Origin of the sequence: Pseudomonas sp. BF-B-26 (genome assembly GCF_019956495.1) — a bacterium.
Classification (GTDB): Bacteria; Pseudomonadota; Gammaproteobacteria; order Pseudomonadales; family Pseudomonadaceae; genus Aquipseudomonas.
Genome location: NZ_JAHBDP010000076.1, coordinates 52217 through 69275, shown reverse-complemented (window position 1 = coordinate 69275; position 17059 = coordinate 52217). Strand labels below are relative to the sequence as shown.

The window sequence follows — 17059 nt, the reverse complement described above, 5'->3', positions numbered from 1 at the left end:
TGCGGTGTGTCTCCAACATCAATGTCGACTGATCTACCGCATTCGCGAGCAAGCCCGCTCCCACATTGGTTCTTCAGCGTTTGGGGATGAGTGGCAGGCATCTACAAAAAACCCGGCCGAAGCCGGGTTTTTCGTTAGCCGATCACTGCATCCAGGGCGGAGGCGGTTCTTCGGCTTTGCTCGGTGGTGCATCGTCAGCAGCGCGGATCGCTTGCTTGCGCTCTTCATCAAGGCGTGCCGCCTCGATCTCGCGCATGATCCCGCCCACATCGGCCAACTCTTCCGGCTCATCGAACTCGCCGGTCAAGAGGCTGGCCGGGTGCAAGGTGCCGGCTTCGAACAGGGCCCACATTTCCTTGGCGTACTTGGTCTTTTTCAACTCCGGCGCAAACCGCCCGAAGTAGGACGCCATGTTGCCCACATCCCGCTCCAGCATGCTGAACGCGTGGTTGTTGCCAGCCGCGTCGACCGCTTGCGGCAGGTCGATGATCACCGGGCCGGTCGGGGTCAACAGTACGTTGAACTCCGACAGGTCTCCGTGCACCAGACCGGTACACAACATCAGCACGATCTGCGAAATCAGGAACGCGTGATACTCGCGTGCCTGATCCGGTTCCAGCACCACGTCGTTCAGACGCGGCGCGGCATCACCGTACTCGTCGGCCACCAGTTCCATCAGCAGCACGCCTTCAAGGAAGTCGTACGGCTGAGGAACCCGGACGCCAGCACCGGCCAGACGGAACAACGCCGCCACTTCGGCATTCTGCCAGGCATCTTCGGTTTCTTTCTTGCCGAACTTGGAGCCCTTGGCCATCGCTCGAGCCTGACGGCTGTTGCGTACCTTGCGGCCTTCCTGATACTCGGCCGCCTGACGGAAACTGCGTTTATTCGCCTCCTTGTAGACCTTCGCGCAACGTAACTCGTTGCCGCAGCGCACCACATAAACAGCTGCTTCTTTACCACTCATGAGTGGGCGCAGCACCTCGTCGACCAGACCGTCCTCGATCAGGGGTTCAATGCGTTTTGGAGTCTTCATCAGCTTTTATTGGGGGTCCTTTATTACCAAACACGCGAAAGTCATTCGTTATACGGCAATCCACTCATTCGGGGGAGGGGTTGCCGACCTATGAACCTTCCAGTAACCGTCAACAAGCACACAATGTGCCGGATTAATCGGTCAACAACCGCCGGTCGTCATCGGCCGCCACAGATCATAGCTGACCCTGCGTCACTTGTTGCTGAAGGGCTGAGCGGGTATTTGCGACAGAAGCTGACATCTCGATTCATACCCTTCGTAGGATTTTTCTTCACAGGCCTCAATTTCTGCCTCGGCCAGCCGAAGTCATCAGAGACAAAGTGATTTGTCCGACAATCGTTTCGACGACAACAACGATGGCGCACTCACGGAACCGGGTCGATCAAGAACGTTTACGGCTGCCAATAATCCGCGAGTCATCTGCACTGCGTGGGCCTACAAGAAAAATCTGGAGCGCGGATGAACATCAAACAGAAGTTGACCTGGGCGTTTGCAATCATCGCCTGCTTGCCGGTGGTGCTGGTCGCTACCCTGGTTGTGCTGAACTTGCGCAGTGATGCCAAGGACAGTTTCGTTGATGGCAGTGGCCGCGAAATTCGTCAGGTCAGCAACGCCATGCAACTGTTCTTTGACGGCATCAGCCAGAACGTGGATTACCTGGCGACCCAACCGCTGATCAAGAACTCCGACGACAGCCTCAAGACGTACATGAGCGCCAACGCCGAGAGCATTCCTCAAGGTGAGATGGACAAAAAGGTCTTCGGCCTCCTTCAGGACCTGGGTAACAGTCACCCGTCCTACGCCTACGCCATTCTCGGCACTGCGGCGGGCGGTTATGTGTCCTGGCCGGACGATGCGAAGCTGAGCAATTACGACCCGCGCCAGCGCCCCTGGTACAAGGCGGCCCAGGCCAAACCGGGCAAACCGTTGCGCACTGAGGCCTATTACTGGGCCCAGGACGACGCGACGTATGTCAGTACCGTGCGCACCATCGACAACAAGTTGGGTACCAATGGCGGCGTGGTCAGCATCGACGTGACGCTCAAGCAGCTCACTGAAATCGTCAAGCAGATCAAGCTCGGTGAAACCGGCTACCTGATGCTGCTGGAAAACACCGGCACCGTGCTGGTCGATCCGAAGCAACCGGAACACAACTTTAAAGCGCTGAGCAGCCTCGGCGAGGGCTACGCGCAACTGGCCAAGGCCGGCAAAGGGCTGGTGGAAGTCGAGCTGAACGGCGAACGCTACATGGCCAACGTCTGGCCGTCGGAGCAGCTGGGCTGGACCTTTATCGGCCTGATCAAGCAGACCGACGTGATGAGTTCGGCCACCCAACTGACCTGGTTGATCGCGATCATCGCCGCCGTGCTGGCCGTGTTCTTCGCCATCGTCGGCGCCAGTTTCGCCAGCCTCATCGTGCGGCCGATCCGCAGCGTGGCCAGCGGTCTGGAAGGCATCGCCCAAGGTGAAGGCGACCTGACCAAGAACCTGCAAATCCGTGGCAGCGACGAAACCGCGCAACTGGCCAACTGGTTCAACCAGTTTTTGGCGGCGATTCGCAACCTGATCCAGAGCATTGGCGGCGCTGCGACCAAGATCCTCGCCACCTCCAAGAGTTCGACCCAGGTCTCCAGCGACATGGCCGAAGCGGCCGGGCGTCAGCGTGAAGCGGTGGACATGGTGTCCACGGCGTTCCACGAAATGGTCGCCACCGCCAACGAAGTCGCGCGTTCTTGCAGCCAGGCGGCGGAATCGGCCGACAGCGGCCAGCGTCAGGCGCGTGAAGGTCAGCAGCAGATTGATGCGGCCGTGACCAGCGTTGATCGCTTGAGCCAGGAAATCGAACAGTCGGCCCAGTCGATGCAACAGCTTGAGCGCGACAGCAACGACATTCAGTCAATCCTGGGGACCATTCGCTCGATTGCCGAACAGACCAACCTGCTGGCGCTGAACGCGGCCATTGAAGCGGCGCGGGCCGGTGAACAGGGTCGTGGGTTTGCGGTGGTGGCCGATGAAGTTCGGGCGCTGGCCAAACGCACGGCGGACTCCACGGCGGAAATCGACGGTTTGCTGGGCAACCTCGCCAAACGTACCAGTCAGGTGACTCAGCAAATGCATGCGAGCCTGGAAGTGTCCCAGCAATCGGTGACGCGGATCGGTGAAGCACGCAGCAGTTTCGGGCTGATTCGTGAGTCGGTCGACGTGATCCGCGACATGAACACCCAGATCGCTACTGCGGCGGAAGAACAGCATCAGGTGGCTGAAGACATCAATCGGCACATCAGCCAGATTCATGGTGATGCGCAGTTGGTGGCGGAACTGGCGAACTCGGCGCGGCTGGATTCGCAGAGTCTGGCCGGGTTGTCGAATGAGCTGGATGGGTTGGTTCGGCGCTTCAGAACCTGATTCAGAACTCCGGTGGCCGCTGCGCGGCCAATCGCGGGCAAGCCTTGCTCCTACAAGTTCGCGTCAGTACCGAAATTGGGCACGACATAACACCTGTAGGAGCAAGGCTTGCCCGCGATGGGGCCGTTACTGCTTGAACAGTTCACCGGGGGTAAACCCGAACAGGCCTTTGAACGCCGCAATAAACGCCGACGTCGAGTCATACCCGCAAGACAGCGCGGCATTCGTCACGCTGTCCCCCTCCTCCAGCAAACTCAACGACGACAGCAACCGCATCCGCTGGCGCCACCCTCGAAAGCTCAACCCGGTTTCCCGCTGGAACAACCGCATCAAGGTCTTCTCCGACGTCCCCAACCGCTCGGCCCACGTCTGCAACGTCACATTGCGCTCAGGGCTTTCGATCAGCTCGTTGCACAGCCCCAGCAACCGCTCATGGCGCGGTAACGGTAGCGAGAAGCCGACCTCCGGCAGATGCGCCAACTGATCCAGCAGCACACTCACCAGCCGCGCTTCCTGGCTGTCGCCCTGTGGATATTCAACCGGCAGCAAACAAAAGCTCTTGATCAGCTCCCGGGCCAACGGCGTCACTTCGAGCACCCGGCAACGCCCGTCCGCCCATTCACACTCCTCGCGGCGCACATAGAGGCTGCGCATCTCCGCGCGCATCGACGTCACCACCTGGTGTTCGAGATCCGCCGGAATCCAGATGCCCCACTGCGGCGGCGCAAAGAAACTGCCTTCGGCGGTGTGCACGCCGAGAACGCCGCTGATCGCGTAGGAAAACTGCACCCAATCGTGCCGATGCGGCGGCGTCCATGAACCGGCGTTGAGACTTTCCGCACGGGCATACAGCGGACGCGGCAGCGCCGTCAGCGTCGGAATCGTCCGCTCGAGGGAAAGTTGTCCGTTAGTCGGCATTGATTGGCCTTATGTCGCAAGACGGCTGATAGAGCCGACGTTAGGCTAAGTCACCAATTCTTACAAATGTATTCGGTGCCTGTTATGCATGCCTTCAAACACCTCAAACGCGTGGTCACCGACTGGTTCTTGTGCGGCATGTTGATCGCCACACTGCTGGCGTATTTCTTCCCGACCTTTGGTGCCACCGGCGGCGGAATGCACGCTGAATACGTGATCAACATCGGCGTGTTCCTGGTGTTCTTCCTGCACGGAGTCAACCTGTCCAGCGAGCAGATCACTCACGGTCTGAAAAACTGGAAGCTGCACGTGATGGTTCAGGGTTTCACCTTCGCGGTGTTTCCGCTGATCTGGCTGCTCAGCGACACGCTGTTGGGTTCGCACATTCCGTCGCTGCTGATGCTGGGTTTCCTGTACCTCTGTGCCCTGCCCTCGACCATCTCCTCGTCCGTGGCCCTGACCGGCAGCGCGGGCGGCAACGTACCGGCGGCGATTCTCAACGCGAGCCTGTCCAGCGTGCTGGGGATTTTCCTGACGCCGTTGCTGGTGAGTTTTGTGGTCGGCAGCGGCGCGGGCGGCATCGATCTGGGCTCAACCCTGCTCGACCTTTGCGCCATGTTGCTGTTGCCACTGGTGCTCGGCCAATTGGTTCGGCCATTGCTGGGCACGTTCTTCGCCCGCCACAAGCGCTACACCAATATCGCCGACAAACTGGTGATTCTGTTGCTGGTCTACGCGGCGTTCTGCAATTCGATGGTCTCGGGGATGTGGCAAAAGCAGGGCAACAGCGTGATCCTCACGGCGCTGATCGGCAGTGCGATCCTGCTGGCGATCATCCTGTGGATGACCACCCGCACCGCTCGCGCGTTGAAATTCAGCCCGGCCGATGAAATCGCCGCGGTCTTTTGCGCCAGCAAGAAATCCCTGGCCGCCGGTGCGCCGATGGCAGCGCTGATCTTCGGCGCCAACCCAGGCCTTGGGCTGATCCTGCTGCCGATCATGATCTACCACCCGTTGCAGCTGATCGTCTGCTCAGTGATGGCCGAGGGTTACGCCAACCGCAATCGGCAGTTGGCCCAACAGCAAAGCGCCCCAACCCTCAGCGCTCGATAATCGCTGTCACACCCTGGCCACCGGCGGCGCAGATCGAGATCAACCCTCGGCCCTTGCCCGCCGCATCCAGTAACTTCGCCAGGCTCGCGACGATGCGTGCGCCAGTCGCGGCAAACGGATGCCCCACCGCCAATGAACTGCCTTTGACGTTGAGGCGGCTGCGGTCGATCGAGCCCAGTGGCGCATCGAGACCGAGGCGGGTTTTGCAATACTCCGGATCCTCCCAGGCCTTCAGCGTGCAGAGCACCTGCGCGGCGAAGGCTTCGTGGATTTCGTAGTAATCGAAGTCCTGCAAGGTCAGGCCGTTGCGCGCCAGCAAGCGCGGCACCGCATACACCGGCGCCATCAACAATCCTTCCGCGCCGTTGACGAAATCCACCGCCGCCGTCTCGCCGTCACGCCAATAGGCGAGGATCGGCAAGCCGCGCTCCTTGGCCCATTCTTCACTGCCCAGCAGCACCACCGACGCACCATCGGTGAGTGGCGTGGAATTGCCCGCGGTCAGGGTGCCTTTGGCGCTTTTCTCGAAGGCCGGTTTCAGTGAGGCCAGTTTTTCCAGGGTCAGGTCCGGGCGCAGGTTGTTGTCCCGGGTCAGGCCGAGGAACGGGGTCATCAAATCGTTGTGCCAGCCTTCGGCGTAGGACGCGGCCAGTTTCTGATGACTTTCCTGGGTCAGCCGATCCTGTTCGTCACGCGGGATGTTCCAGGTCTGGGCCATCAGTTCACAGTGTTCGCCCATCGACCGGCCGGTGCGCGGCTCGCCGATACTTGGAAAGTAGGGCACCAAATGGCGGGGACGCAGTTGCAGGAAGGTTTTCAGTTTGTCGGCGGTGCTTCGGGCCCGGTTGGCTTGCAGGAGGATCTTGCGCAGGCCTTCGTTAACACCGATCGGCACGTCCGAGGCGGTGTCGACGCCACCGGCAATGCCACATTCGATCTGACCCAGGGCGATTTTGTTCGCCACCAACAATGTCGCCTCCAGCCCCGTGCCGCAGGCTTGCTGGATGTCGTAGGCCGGCGTCATCGGCGACAACCGCGAGCCCAGCACGCATTCGCGGGTCAGGCCGTAATCGCGCAAATACTTGACCAGCGCACCCGCTGCCACTTCGCCCATGCGCACACCGTGAAGGTTATAGCGCTCGATCAGGCCTTCCAGCGCTGCGGTGAACATCGCCTGGTTACTGGCAGTGGCGTACGGCCCGTTGGACCGGGCAAAGGGGATACGGTTACCACCAATAATTGCAACGCGGCGCAGTTGAGTCATGAAAAGCTCCTGATATATCCAAATTGAGAACCACCCCCCCTGTAGGCGCTGAGCTCGCTCGCGATGGCGGTGGGTCAGCTACATTGATGTCAACTGACACACTGTCCATCGCTAGCAAGCTCAACTCCTACAATAGCCAAGCGTAGGCCTTATCTCGTGGATCGAACGACTGATTGCCATTCATGGTCCACACTTTGAACCCCAGCTGCTGGAGCGCGTCCATGTCTGACCGTTATATCGACTTCGCCAATTCGTCCATCGGCCATCGTGTGGTCGGGGCTCTGGGTCTGCCATCGCCGGTTCGGTTGGAGCGCTGGCAAGCCGGCCGGCTGCGGCCTGTCGAGGGGGCGCTGTTGATAGGCGGTGGCCCGTTGACGGAGAAAATCAGCACCTTTGCCAACCGCCTCACCGACGCGATTTACAGCTACGGCACCGAGCCTTCGCTGGCCACCGCGTGGATTCCCGGCCACGGCCCCAAACTCAAAGCCGTGGTGTTCGACGCCAGCGACCTGGTGCAGACTGATCAACTCAAACAGCTGCGCGAGTTCTTCCAGCCGCTGATAAAAAACCTCGATCACAGCGCGCATCTGGTGATTCTGGGGCGCGCGCCGGAGACTTTGAGCGATCCGTTCGCCGCCAGTGCCCAGCGAGCGCTGGAAGGCTTCAGCCGTTCGCTGGCCAAGGAGCTGCGCAGCGGCGGCACCTTGCAGCTGATTTATGTCGGCGCAGGTGCAGAGGATCAACTGGAAGGCCCACTGAGGTTTTTTCTCTCGCCCAAAAGTGCGTTCGTTTCCGGGCAAGTGATTCGCTTGAATGCCTGCGACGCGCAGGTGACGGACTGGACTCGCCCATTGGCCGGCCGCAAGGCGTTGGTCACTGGCGCGGCACGCGGCATCGGCGCCTCCATCGCCGAAACCCTGGCCCGCGACGGGGCGGACGTGATCCTGCTCGACGTAGCACCGGCCAAGACTGACCTCGAAGCCCTCGCCGCACGCCTCGGCGGGCGCAGCATCACCCTGGACATTTGCGCCGACGATGCCGCCGCGCAGTTGGTCGAGCATCTGCCCGACGGCATCGACATCGTGGTCCACAACGCCGGCATCACCCGGGATAAAACCCTGGCCAACATGACCCCGGAATTCTGGGACGCGGTGCTGGCGGTCAACCTCAATGCGCCGCAAGTGCTGACCAAGGCATTGCTCGACAGCGGCTCCCTGCACGACAACGGCCGGGTGATCCTGCTGGCGTCCATCAGCGGCATCGCCGGCAATCGCGGGCAAACCAATTACGCCGCGAGCAAGGCCGGGCTGATCGGTCTGGCCCAGGCCTGGGCGCCGACGCTCAATGAACGCGGCATCAGCATCAATGCAGTAGCACCCGGGTTCATCGAAACCCAGATGACCGCGCATCTTCCGTTCGGCGTGCGTGAGGCCGGGCGGCGCATGAGTTCGCTGGGCCAGGGCGGCCTGCCGCAAGACGTCGCCGAAGCGGTGGCGTGGCTGGCTCAACCGGGCACCGGCGCGTTCACCGGGCAAGCGCTGCGAGTGTGCGGACAAAGTGTTTTGGGGGCTTAGGCATGATCATCGATTGGCACACACTCAACCGCGAACCAAGCCTGTCGGGACTGTATGTGCGGGCTGCGACGCGGCGCAAAATCACCGGCACCACCCTGCCCGACTCGGGTTTGCGCTGCTGGATCAATGTCGACCCGGAGCACCTGGCGGACTATCGCAAAGTCTGCGGTTTTGCCGAGAACGGTTTGTTGCCGCCCACCTACCCACACATCCTCGCGTTCGCCTTGCAGATGCAATTGCTGACGGCCAAGGAGTTTCCGTTCCCGCTGCTGGGGTTGATTCACCTGAGCAACCGCATTCGCATCTTTCGCCCAATGGGCGGCGTGAATCGTGTGCGGGTCAGCGTTCAGGTGCAAAACCTCCAGCCCCATGAAAAAGGCGCGACGTTCGACCTGGTGACGACACTCAACGATCAGCTGGGGGCGTTATGGGAAGCTGAAAGCCAGATGTTGTGTCGCGGGGTCAAACTCGCAGGCGAGCCCGTCGATGAAGTGTTGGCATCAACACTGGAAATGTCGCAAGTGGCCCGCTGGAAAGCGCCGTCGGACATTGGGCGGCAGTACGCCAAGGTGTCCGGTGACTACAACCCGATTCACCTGAGTGCCATCAGCGCCAAACTCTTCGGTTTCCCGAGGGCCATCGCCCATGGCTTGTGGATCAAGGCGCGAACCCTGGCGGCGCTTGCCGATCATCTGCCGGCGGCGAATGTCGAGATTGCGGTGCAATTTCGCAAACCGGTGCGATTGCCCAGTGAGGTGACATTGCTGGCCAGTGCGGCAGGGTCGAGCGGGGATTTGCTGTTGGTCGGTGCGGGGGATCTTGAGCATATGGCGGGGCATTGGCGGCCGGTTGCCTGACCCGGACGCTCCTACGCTCTGTGTTCGACTCTTGGGGGTCAGTTCAGAGCGTGGGAACGATCAATCACTGACTCACTAAATCCAGGCGAGGCTGCGGGAACAAATTATTCAAAGTCTCCAACAACCGCACGTGATAAATCGGCTTGCGAAACAGGTCGAGCACCTGCAACCGCAACATGTCGCTGACATCCTCCATGTCCGCATGCCCCGACGTCACAATCACCGGCAAATGCTGGCGGGACGTATGCTCGCGCAATCGCTTGATCAACGACATGCCGCTTTCCTCCGGCATCCGCAGATCAGTAATCACCAACGCAATATCAGGGTGGCGCGTCAGATGATTCAGCGCGAGCTTGACCGAGGTGGCGGTAAAGCAATTGAAGCCCTCGCCCTCCAGCAACTCCGCCAACTCCAGTAACGCATCCTCCTCATCATCGACCAGAAGTAGCTGTTGGCGTGGAAATGAGGAAGCGTTCATAGGCAACACCTGCAATGGACTAAGCGCTGACGTTAGAAGCCCTTTGCGGGATTGGCAAGTCGCTGACCCTTGACAGCAGGCAGGTCAAAGCGCGTTTTGGATAGTGGTAAACATGGTGGTGACAGCGGTGGAGATCGGCGTCACAAACGCCGCTAGAGCGACTGCCACCATGCCCGCAATAATGGCGTACTCAATACCCGAAGCCCCCTCGGTATCTTTAGCCAGGCCCTTGTAAAAAGCGATTTCGGATTTGATCTTCTGAGCAATCTTGGAAAAGGACATGGCAGCTCTCCTGAAAGACGACGGGTGTTGCACGGTCGCAACATGATTCCCCTATGCCAGCATCAGCATTGTCGGCATTCCCCGTACCCACAACTGTAAGAACGAATTATCACTAAAGTATTAATCGCGTCGTTGACGCCAAAAAAGTCACGTTTTCGCCCTAGCTACTTACTTTTGTTAGTTATTTTCAGTCCCGTAATGGCTTTTTGCTCTAGCTGAGCTACCGTCAAATAGCGAAATAGTTCCATGTTCATAGCTGCCTGATTGCGAAGTTTTCTCGTTGGGTGCGACGAGGTCTCAAGCAGCAGGAAAGGGAGAGCCGTCATGAACAGTCGTGTCACTCTAGGCTTGGCTGGCTTGTTTCTGGTGGGCGCCATTATTGCCGGTTACTGGGGCCTCACGCTGAGCCGCCAACCCGTTCCCGAGGCGGCCGTGCAAGCCGGGAATGTTACGCCGGCCCCCATCGCCCAGACACCTGCCCCCGTGGACGACCCCACCCGCCAACCGGTAGTGGTGCTGCTGCATGATGTGCCACCGTTCGTACCGATCAGCGCCGCCGACGTGACCCTGGAAAAACTCCGTACCGCCCCGGCCGGCAGCCTGAGTCGCCTCGATCAAGCCATTGGCCGAACACCCTGGCGCGCCCTCAGTGCCGGCACCTGGCTCAATGATGAAAGTTTCGAAGCCGGCGGCAGACTGGCGCGGATGATTCGTCCCGATGAACGCGCCCTCGCCGTCGCGGTGGATGAAGTGATCAATGCCGGCGGGCAACTGACACCGGGGGACTACGTCGATGTGCTGCTGTTTCTGCGCATGGACAACAACAACCTTCAGTCGTCGGCGCAACTGGTGGTGCCGGCCTTGCGGGTGCTCGGGGTGGGCGAACAGATGGGGTTGACCAACGACGGTCAACCTGCAAGCCCGGCCCGCAGTAACGAAGAAAAACTCAGGCAGGAACAAACGCGCACCAGCGCCCACAGCGTCTTGCTTGCCGTCCCCGAACAACTACTGAGTCGGTTGATGCTCGCGGCCCAGGCCGGCGTGTTGCGCCTGGCCGTACGCAGCGCCGATGAAAAACGTCTGGCTCGTTACTGGGCCGGCGAAAGCTATTCAGCGGCCAACCTTGCCAGTACCAACCGCGACTTGATCCAGTTCAGCCAACTGGCCATGACGCCCCCACCCAAACCTGTCATCACCCACGGCGACACAGCACCGCGCAAGCCGAGCGTGGAAGTCATCCGCGGCAACGAAATCACCCAACAAACCCCCTGAATCGAGCAAGGACGAATCTAAATGCCCAGTCGTTGCATGCCCTTGTTTCAAGCGCAACGACGACCCGAACTGGTATCACCTGAACTTCCTCGAAAACTGCAACTTCGATAAACGCGGCGGATTATCGCAATGAGCCAGAGCCAGAACCTGAGCCAGACCTTCCTCGCGATCACGCGCAACAGCACCGACCTTGAGTGGCTGCAAGGTGCCCTCGCCCCGTTGGGCCAAGTGGTCAGCGCCGGCAGTGGCAGCCTCGACGAATTGCTGGCGCTGGTGGACGTGACCTTCGCCAGCCTGGTGTTCATCGGCCTGGACCGCGAACACGTGGTGGCCCAAAGCGCACTGATCGAAGGTGCCCTGGAAGCCAAACCGATGCTGGCGATCGTCGCGCTGGGCGATGGCATGGACAACCAACTCGTGCTCAATGCCATGCGCGCCGGTGCACGGGATTTCGTGGCCTATGGTTCGCGCTCCAGTGAAGTCGCGGGGTTGGTGCGACGGCTGGGCAAACGCTTGCCGCCCGTGGCCCCGAATACCCAACTGGGCAGCCTGACGGTGCTCTACGGTGTGCAGATCAACGCCGACGGTGCGCTGCTCGCCACGCACCTGGCGCAAGTGGTGCAAAAGAGCGGGCAGCAAACGTTGTTGCTGGATCTGGGCCTGCCACGCGGTGACAGCCTGGCCTTGCTCGGGCTGGAGAGTTCGTTCCACTTCGGCGATGCACTCAGGCACTTGCGGCGCCTCGACGCGACGCTGATCGACAGCGCGTTCACCACCTGCGCCGCCGGGTTGCGGATCCTCGCCTACGCCAGCCACGATATGGCGCTGGAACACACCAGCACCGCCGAGTTGTACATGCTGCTCAGCGCCCTGCGCCAACACTTCCAGCACATTGTGGTGAACCTGACTGGCCAGCCGGACAGCGAAGCGCTACGCACCTTCGTCACCCATTGCGACAAGTTGCTGTGGTACACCGATCAGAACGTCCTCGACTGCCGCCGCAACCTGGCGGTACTCAACCTGTGGCGTGAAAAAAGCATGAAGCTCGATCACGCCAGACTGCTGGTGGATCGCTACCTGCGCAATGTCGCTCCGGACTCCGAGACCCTGAGCAAAAGCTTCGGCATGGAGATCATCGCGACCCTCGTCTACAGTCCGGAAGTGCGGCTCAACGCCAAGAACCAAGGTGTGACGCTGTTTGAACTGGCCCCCCGCGAAGGCCTGACTCAAAGCCTGCGCGCCCTCGGCGATCAGTTGGCCAAGCGTTCCGAGGGCCTGGCCAAGCCCAAGTCTGGCTGGTTCAACCGGTTGAGGGGTGCGCAATGAGCGGTGAAAAACTCTTCGGTGCCCCTGTACGCACCACCACTGGCAACACTGACCATGAAGGTCTGAAACTGGTGCTGCACCGCTACATCATCGACGCCATCGAGGAGTCCGGCAAAAACCTGCTGGAGGGTTCGCGGCAGGTGCTCTCACAGTTCGTCATCGACAAGGTTGGCGAGTACATCGCCCGGCTGCACCTGGCAATTTCCCGCTATGAAATGGAGCGTCTGGCCGAAGAAATCGTCGACGAACTCACCGGTTTCGGCCCCTTGGAAGTGCTGCTGCGGGACCCGGCGGTGACGGAGATTCTGGTCAACGGCCCGCACCGGGTGTTCATTGAACGCGACGGCATACTGCATCTAAGCGACCTGCGCTTCATCGATGCGCATCACGTCGAACGGGTTATGCAACGGATCCTCGCGCCCCTCGGCCGACGGCTCGACGAGTCGTCGCCAATGGTCGACGCACGACTGCCCGACGGTAGCCGGGTCAACGCGATTATTCCACCGATTGCGCTCGATGGCCCCTGCCTGTCGATACGTAAATTTCGCAAGGACATGTTCAAAAGCTCGGACTTGATGGCGATGCAAACCATCGATCAGCCGATCTTCGACTTTATTCAGGAGGCCGTGGGCAAGCGCTGCAACATCCTGATCAGCGGCGGCACCGGCACCGGCAAAACCACGCTGCTGAACATTCTCAGCCAGTTGATCAACCCTCATGAGCGACTCGTCACCATCGAAGACGTCGCCGAACTGCAACTGGGCCACCCTCACGTGGTGCGCCTGGAAACCCGACCGCCGAATGCCGAAGGCCACGGCGAAGTGAAGGCCAGTGACCTGATTCGCAACGCCTTGCGGATGCGCCCGGACCGAATCATCCTCGGCGAGATTCGTGGCGTCGAAGTGCTGGACGTACTCACCGCCATGAACACCGGCCACGACGGTTCCATGAGTACCGTGCACGCCAACAACGCCCAGGATGCGCTGTTGCGCCTGGAGACCTTGGTGGGCCTGACGGGCCGTACCATCGCCGAACGGACCTTGCGGCAAATGATCTGCGCCGCACTGGACGTCGTGATCCAGCTCACGCGCCTGCCCGACGGCCGCCGCTGCGTCAGTGAAGTGGTGGAGGTGGTTGGCTTGCGTGAGGACGTGTATGTCACCAACACGTTGTTCCGGTTCGACCGGCGCAGCGGGTTCGGATTCATGCGTGAGGCGGCCAACCCCGCTGGCGACAAACTGCGCCGTGAGTTGGCGCTCTCTCCCTCTGCGTACTGAAGGCCACGGCATGCTCAAACCGGTGCTGCTCATCCTCGTTTCCCTGGTCTTGCTCGGACTGTCGATCCGCCTGTTTTATCGCGGTTTGCGCCAGACCGGCGCCGAGCGGGTACTGGGACGCCTGACCGAGGGGCAACTGCAGCCGGCGCCAACGAAAACCTCCTGGGTCGGTCTGGATCGGGCCTTTCTGCGGGCCGGCCTTGGGCGTCCCTCCAAGCGTCTGAGGGGGTGGCTGCTGCTCTGGGGCTTTGGCATCTCGCTCGGATTTGCTACCGGTGGCTGGTTCGGCTTGCTGGTTCTGTTACTGCTGCCGCCGCTGATTCTGCGTCTGTATGTCAATTGGCGTTATCAGCGCCGACTCCAGCGCATGATCGAACAACTGCCACAAATGCTCGATCACACCGTGCGCAGTCTGAAGTCCGGGCGCACCCTGGCCGATGCGGTGCTGGGCGCCATCGACACCGCTGAAGACCCGCTGAAAAACGCCATGGGGCGGATTCAGCGCAACGTGGTGTTGGGGGTCAGCCTGCCGGATGCCGCGGCGGACTTTGCCGAGTTGTATGAGAAAGACGAACTTCGCCTGTTCGCGCTCGGGTTGAAGGTCAATCACCGCTATGGCGGCAACGCCAGCGAGCTGCTGGAAAACCTGATCAAGATGATCCGCGAGCGCGAGCAGGCGGCGCGCCAGCTCAGGGCCATGACCGGTGAAACCCGGGTGACCGCGTGGGTCCTGGGTTGTTTGCCGATTGGCCTGGCCGGCTATTTCCTCGCGACCAACCCTCATTACTTGCTTGCCATGTGGCACGACGGCTCGGGGCAAATCATGCTCGCGTCCGCGTTCGGCTTGCAGGTGGTCGGCAGCCTGGCGCTCTGGCATATGTTGCGCAGCGTATGAAAGTGCCCTTGCTGATCTGCGCATTGCTGTTTCTGGGGGCAACATTATTGCTGCTCAGCGGTTTGCTGGAACACCGTCGGCGGGTTCGCCAGGTGGCGCAACGGCTCGACGGCAAACTGGCGAGCGACAACCGGGTAAATCAGTGGCTTGAGCTGCTGGGCAGTAGCCGGATCGGTCAGCGCTCGGTCAACCTGGATAACGAAACCCAGGCATTGCTTAACCGTCTCGGCTGGCGCAGTGCCCGGCGACGTTCACTGTTCGCGGCGTTCCAGGTAGGCGCTCCGGTGCTGGCGCTGGCCCTGACCTTGCTGATCCAGGCCGTGTTCTTCCCTCACACAAACAATCACTGGATGGCCCCGGCGTTCGCCACCTGCCTCGGCTATCTATTGCCCAAACGGTTGCTGGCCGCTGCCGCGCAGCGTCGGCAAAAACAACTGGCGTTCGAGATTTCCACCTTCATTCCGCTGCTGCGCATCCTGTTCGAATCGGGCATGGCGGTGGAGCAGTCGCTGCGAGTGTTGAGCAATGAAGGCAAACAATTATTGCCGGCCCTGACCCATGAATTGCGCCTGGTATTGGCCCGGGTCGATTCCGGCCTGGAACTGGGCGAAGAACTGCACAAAACCACCCTATTGCTGGCCGTCGACGAGTTCACCGACACCTGCGTCATCCTTGAGCAGTTGATCCATCAGGGGGGCGGCGCGATGAAATCCCTGCTGACCCTCAAGCAATTGCTCGATGACCGGCGCCTGACGCGCCTGCAGGAATACATCTCCAAGCTGTCCGCCAAAATGTCCATCGTGATGATGCTGTTTCTCTTCCCGGCGTTATTGATCGTACTGGCCGGCCCGGGCTTCACCGCCCTGTCCCGTGCCTTTGGTCATTAGAGGGATCGTGATGAAAGCAATAATTGCCGGTTTGAATCGGCTGTTGTCAGGCCGTTGCGCGAGCATGGTGCGGGCACTTGGTAAAAAAAGACAAAAACCTAATGCGCCGTCACCCCCTGACGCAATCCATGACTGGGTAACAACGCCAGCGCCAGCTGCGTCCGGTTATGCATACGGGTCAACCGCAAAACCTGCGACACATAAAGCTTCACCGTGTTCTCGGTAATCCCCAGCTCACAGGCAATCTGATAATTCGTCTGCCCCTTCCCCACCAACCGCGCCACCTCCAACTGCCTAGGCGACAGGTGATTGAAAATCGCCGGAATCTCAAGCCGATCCACAGCGATGACAGCCTCATCAGTGGAAACCGATAACCGCGGCCCCCGCCGAACCTTATCCAGATCCTGATACAGATCATCGATCGACTCGGCAAGGTACTGCAGCTTCTGATCCAGATGCCCCAGCTGCAGACTCTTCTGCCGCTCCTGCAAAACCACTGCCTGACGCGCAATCCCTTCGAGCAACTCACCCGGATTAATCGGCTTCTGGTAGTAATCGGCAAACCCGGCCCGCAACGCCTTGATCACATCCTGCTTGTCCGCACGTCCAGTGAGCATGATGGCTTCAAACACTCGGTGCTTGCCGGATAACCGTTGCAGCTCCTGAACCAGTTGAATCCCGTCCAGACCGGGCATGTGCAAATCGCAAAGCACCAGGCTGATCGCTTCGTCTTCATTGAAACGCTCGACGGCCTGATGGCCAGTCTCGCAAGAAACGCAACGGTAACCGCGGCCGTCAAGAAGCTCGCAGAGCTCTGCGGCAATCAACGGCTGGGCATCGACCACAAGGATTTTTACTGCCGATGAAAGCTTGTTCACGTGCGACTCCCTGCAAGGTCAAAATTGACCGTTCCTCTACAAACAGCCACAGACAGTACAAATGCTGAGTTGAAAGTAGACGTACTTTCCGACTCTGTACATAGAACGGGCGACTAGTGAAACCAGGCGAGTGTGAGCAACAGGCCCACCAATACGAAGGGTGCAAAGGGCTGTTTCTTTGACATTCCAGGCCCCAGGTATCGAAGATGATTTCTAAGCCCTTGGCCCATATGAAGCCAGACTCTTGGCGCCAGCAGCAGCCACAGCACACTGGCCAATCCGGCACCGATGAACACGCCGAGCAGGTGCATGCCGTCCGTCGCCAGACCCAGGCCAGTCATTAATTTCACATCGCCTGCGCCCAAGCGTCTCAGCGCATAACCGGGCAAGGTGAAAGCCAGCGCCAGCAAAAAAGCCCAGCCGCCCTGCACCGCTTCAGCCCCCAACCAGGTCGTGCCCGTCCACAGGAGATACGCCAGCGCCAACGCCGCTGCGCCAAGGGTCAGGCCATTGGCGATGTGTCGTTCTCGAGCATCCTGTGCTGCGCATAGCGTCAGCCAGATCAGTAATACAAAGCTCTGCATCCGGTAAAAAAC

Annotated in this window: 16 protein-coding genes and 1 pseudogene; 10 read left to right on the top strand and 7 right to left on the bottom strand. The window is 60.3% G+C overall.

From position 1 onward, the window contains the following. Positions 1 to 142: 142 nt before the first annotated feature. Positions 143 to 1036 carry a PA4780 family RIO1-like protein kinase gene (locus tag KGB03_RS15880; RefSeq protein ID WP_223527573.1) on the bottom strand — a complete coding sequence of 298 codons (894 nt, stop codon included), beginning with the start codon at positions 1034 to 1036 and terminating at the stop codon, positions 143 to 145. Positions 1037 to 1495: 459 nt separating this feature from the next. Here KGB03_RS15880 and KGB03_RS31385 point away from each other — a divergent pair. Both KGB03_RS31385 and KGB03_RS31380 read left to right on the top strand, forming a co-directional pair. Beyond that, a pseudogene (locus KGB03_RS31385) lies at positions 1496 to 2584 on the top strand (cache domain-containing protein); the annotation flags it as partial. Positions 2585 to 2674: 90 nt separating this feature from the next. Further along, positions 2675 to 3442: a methyl-accepting chemotaxis protein gene (locus KGB03_RS31380; RefSeq protein WP_371916927.1), complete on the top strand. Its 768-nt coding sequence runs from the start codon at positions 2675 to 2677 to the stop codon at positions 3440 to 3442. Positions 3443 to 3568: 126 nt separating this feature from the next. On the opposite strand, the gene KGB03_RS15870 is transcribed toward KGB03_RS31380, so the two are convergent. Next, positions 3569 to 4360 (bottom strand): AraC family transcriptional regulator, encoded by a 792-nt coding sequence (locus tag KGB03_RS15870; RefSeq protein WP_223527570.1) that lies wholly within the window; start codon positions 4358 to 4360, stop codon positions 3569 to 3571. Between the two features lie 84 nt (positions 4361 to 4444). Between KGB03_RS15870 and KGB03_RS15865 the strand changes: the two genes are divergently transcribed. After that, a complete protein-coding gene (locus KGB03_RS15865; protein WP_223527568.1) occupies positions 4445 to 5473 on the top strand; it encodes a bile acid:sodium symporter family protein in 1029 nt (342 codons plus the stop codon). On the opposite strand, the gene KGB03_RS15860 is transcribed toward KGB03_RS15865, so the two are convergent. Continuing rightward, entirely contained in the window at positions 5460 to 6737 is a 1278-nt protein-coding gene (locus tag KGB03_RS15860; protein WP_223527566.1) for an acetyl-CoA C-acetyltransferase, read from the bottom strand. The genes KGB03_RS15865 and KGB03_RS15860 overlap by 14 nt on opposite strands. Before the next feature lie 221 nt (positions 6738 to 6958). Here KGB03_RS15860 and KGB03_RS15855 point away from each other — a divergent pair, with 221 nt between their 5' ends. Both KGB03_RS15855 and KGB03_RS15850 read left to right on the top strand, forming a co-directional pair. Further along, positions 6959 to 8311 carry a 3-oxoacyl-ACP reductase gene (locus KGB03_RS15855; RefSeq protein WP_223527564.1) on the top strand — a complete coding sequence of 451 codons (1353 nt, stop codon included), beginning with the start codon at positions 6959 to 6961 and terminating at the stop codon, positions 8309 to 8311. A 2-nt stretch (positions 8312 to 8313) separates the two neighbouring features. After that, positions 8314 to 9168: a MaoC family dehydratase gene (locus KGB03_RS15850; RefSeq protein WP_223527562.1), complete on the top strand. Its 855-nt coding sequence runs from the start codon at positions 8314 to 8316 to the stop codon at positions 9166 to 9168. 64 nt (positions 9169 to 9232) lie between these two features. Here the strand turns inward: KGB03_RS15850 and KGB03_RS15845 are convergent, their stop codons facing one another. Together KGB03_RS15845 and KGB03_RS15840 are read right to left on the bottom strand one after the other, a co-directional pair. After that, positions 9233 to 9646: a response regulator gene (locus KGB03_RS15845; RefSeq protein ID WP_223527559.1), complete on the bottom strand. Its 414-nt coding sequence runs from the start codon at positions 9644 to 9646 to the stop codon at positions 9233 to 9235. Positions 9647 to 9730: 84 nt separating this feature from the next. Further along, positions 9731 to 9928 carry a Flp family type IVb pilin gene (locus tag KGB03_RS15840; protein ID WP_123369227.1) on the bottom strand — a complete coding sequence of 66 codons (198 nt, stop codon included), beginning with the start codon at positions 9926 to 9928 and terminating at the stop codon, positions 9731 to 9733. Positions 9929 to 10252: 324 nt separating this feature from the next. Here KGB03_RS15840 and cpaB point away from each other — a divergent pair, with 324 nt between their 5' ends. From cpaB to KGB03_RS15815, 5 genes are all read left to right on the top strand, one after another. Next, positions 10253 to 11200, top strand: a complete 948-nt coding sequence (gene cpaB, locus KGB03_RS15835) for a Flp pilus assembly protein CpaB (RefSeq protein ID WP_218538625.1) — start codon at positions 10253 to 10255, stop codon at positions 11198 to 11200. Between the two features lie 129 nt (positions 11201 to 11329). Beyond that, positions 11330 to 12526, top strand: coding sequence for a CpaE family protein (locus tag KGB03_RS15830; RefSeq protein ID WP_223527557.1), 1197 nt, complete (start codon positions 11330 to 11332; stop codon positions 12524 to 12526). Then, positions 12523 to 13803 (top strand): CpaF family protein, encoded by a 1281-nt coding sequence (locus KGB03_RS15825; RefSeq protein ID WP_223527555.1) that lies wholly within the window; start codon positions 12523 to 12525, stop codon positions 13801 to 13803. Before KGB03_RS15830 ends, KGB03_RS15825 begins: the two co-directional genes overlap by 4 nt. Before the next feature lie 10 nt (positions 13804 to 13813). Next, positions 13814 to 14698, top strand: a complete 885-nt coding sequence (locus KGB03_RS15820; RefSeq protein WP_223527575.1) for a type II secretion system F family protein — start codon at positions 13814 to 13816, stop codon at positions 14696 to 14698. Next, positions 14695 to 15585 (top strand): type II secretion system F family protein, encoded by an 891-nt coding sequence (locus KGB03_RS15815; protein ID WP_218538627.1) that lies wholly within the window; start codon positions 14695 to 14697, stop codon positions 15583 to 15585. Before KGB03_RS15820 ends, KGB03_RS15815 begins: the two co-directional genes overlap by 4 nt. A gap of 98 nt (positions 15586 to 15683) precedes the next feature. Here KGB03_RS15815 and KGB03_RS15810 read toward each other — a convergent pair whose 3' ends face one another. Both KGB03_RS15810 and KGB03_RS15805 read right to left on the bottom strand, forming a co-directional pair. Further along, positions 15684 to 16463, bottom strand: a complete 780-nt coding sequence (locus tag KGB03_RS15810) for a response regulator (RefSeq protein ID WP_223527553.1) — start codon at positions 16461 to 16463, stop codon at positions 15684 to 15686. Positions 16464 to 16576: 113 nt separating this feature from the next. Then, positions 16577 to 17047 (bottom strand): prepilin peptidase, encoded by a 471-nt coding sequence (locus tag KGB03_RS15805; RefSeq protein WP_111449168.1) that lies wholly within the window; start codon positions 17045 to 17047, stop codon positions 16577 to 16579. Positions 17048 to 17059: the final 12 nt, after the last annotated feature.

Excerpts from the sequence above, each read along its gene's own strand:
- KGB03_RS15880 (WP_223527573.1), bottom strand. The coding sequence starts at position 1,036 with ATGAAGACTCCAAAACGCATTGAACCCCTGATCGAGGACGGTCTGGTC.
- KGB03_RS31380 (WP_371916927.1), top strand. The coding sequence starts at position 2,675 with ATGGCCGAAGCGGCCGGGCGTCAGCGTGAAGCGGTGGACATGGTGTCC.
- KGB03_RS15870 (WP_223527570.1), bottom strand. The coding sequence starts at position 4,360 with ATGCCGACTAACGGACAACTTTCCCTCGAGCGGACGATTCCGACGCTG.
- KGB03_RS15865 (WP_223527568.1), top strand. The coding sequence starts at position 4,445 with ATGCATGCCTTCAAACACCTCAAACGCGTGGTCACCGACTGGTTCTTG.
- KGB03_RS15860 (WP_223527566.1), bottom strand. The coding sequence starts at position 6,737 with ATGACTCAACTGCGCCGCGTTGCAATTATTGGTGGTAACCGTATCCCC.
- KGB03_RS15855 (WP_223527564.1), top strand. The coding sequence starts at position 6,959 with ATGTCTGACCGTTATATCGACTTCGCCAATTCGTCCATCGGCCATCGT.
- KGB03_RS15850 (WP_223527562.1), top strand. The coding sequence starts at position 8,314 with ATGATCATCGATTGGCACACACTCAACCGCGAACCAAGCCTGTCGGGA.
- KGB03_RS15845 (WP_223527559.1), bottom strand. The coding sequence starts at position 9,646 with ATGAACGCTTCCTCATTTCCACGCCAACAGCTACTTCTGGTCGATGAT.
- KGB03_RS15840 (WP_123369227.1), bottom strand. The coding sequence starts at position 9,928 with ATGTCCTTTTCCAAGATTGCTCAGAAGATCAAATCCGAAATCGCTTTT.
- cpaB (WP_218538625.1), top strand. The coding sequence starts at position 10,253 with ATGAACAGTCGTGTCACTCTAGGCTTGGCTGGCTTGTTTCTGGTGGGC.
- KGB03_RS15830 (WP_223527557.1), top strand. The coding sequence starts at position 11,330 with ATGAGCCAGAGCCAGAACCTGAGCCAGACCTTCCTCGCGATCACGCGC.
- KGB03_RS15825 (WP_223527555.1), top strand. The coding sequence starts at position 12,523 with ATGAGCGGTGAAAAACTCTTCGGTGCCCCTGTACGCACCACCACTGGC.
- KGB03_RS15820 (WP_223527575.1), top strand. The coding sequence starts at position 13,814 with ATGCTCAAACCGGTGCTGCTCATCCTCGTTTCCCTGGTCTTGCTCGGA.
- KGB03_RS15815 (WP_218538627.1), top strand. The coding sequence starts at position 14,695 with ATGAAAGTGCCCTTGCTGATCTGCGCATTGCTGTTTCTGGGGGCAACA.
- KGB03_RS15805 (WP_111449168.1), bottom strand. The coding sequence starts at position 17,047 with ATGCAGAGCTTTGTATTACTGATCTGGCTGACGCTATGCGCAGCACAG.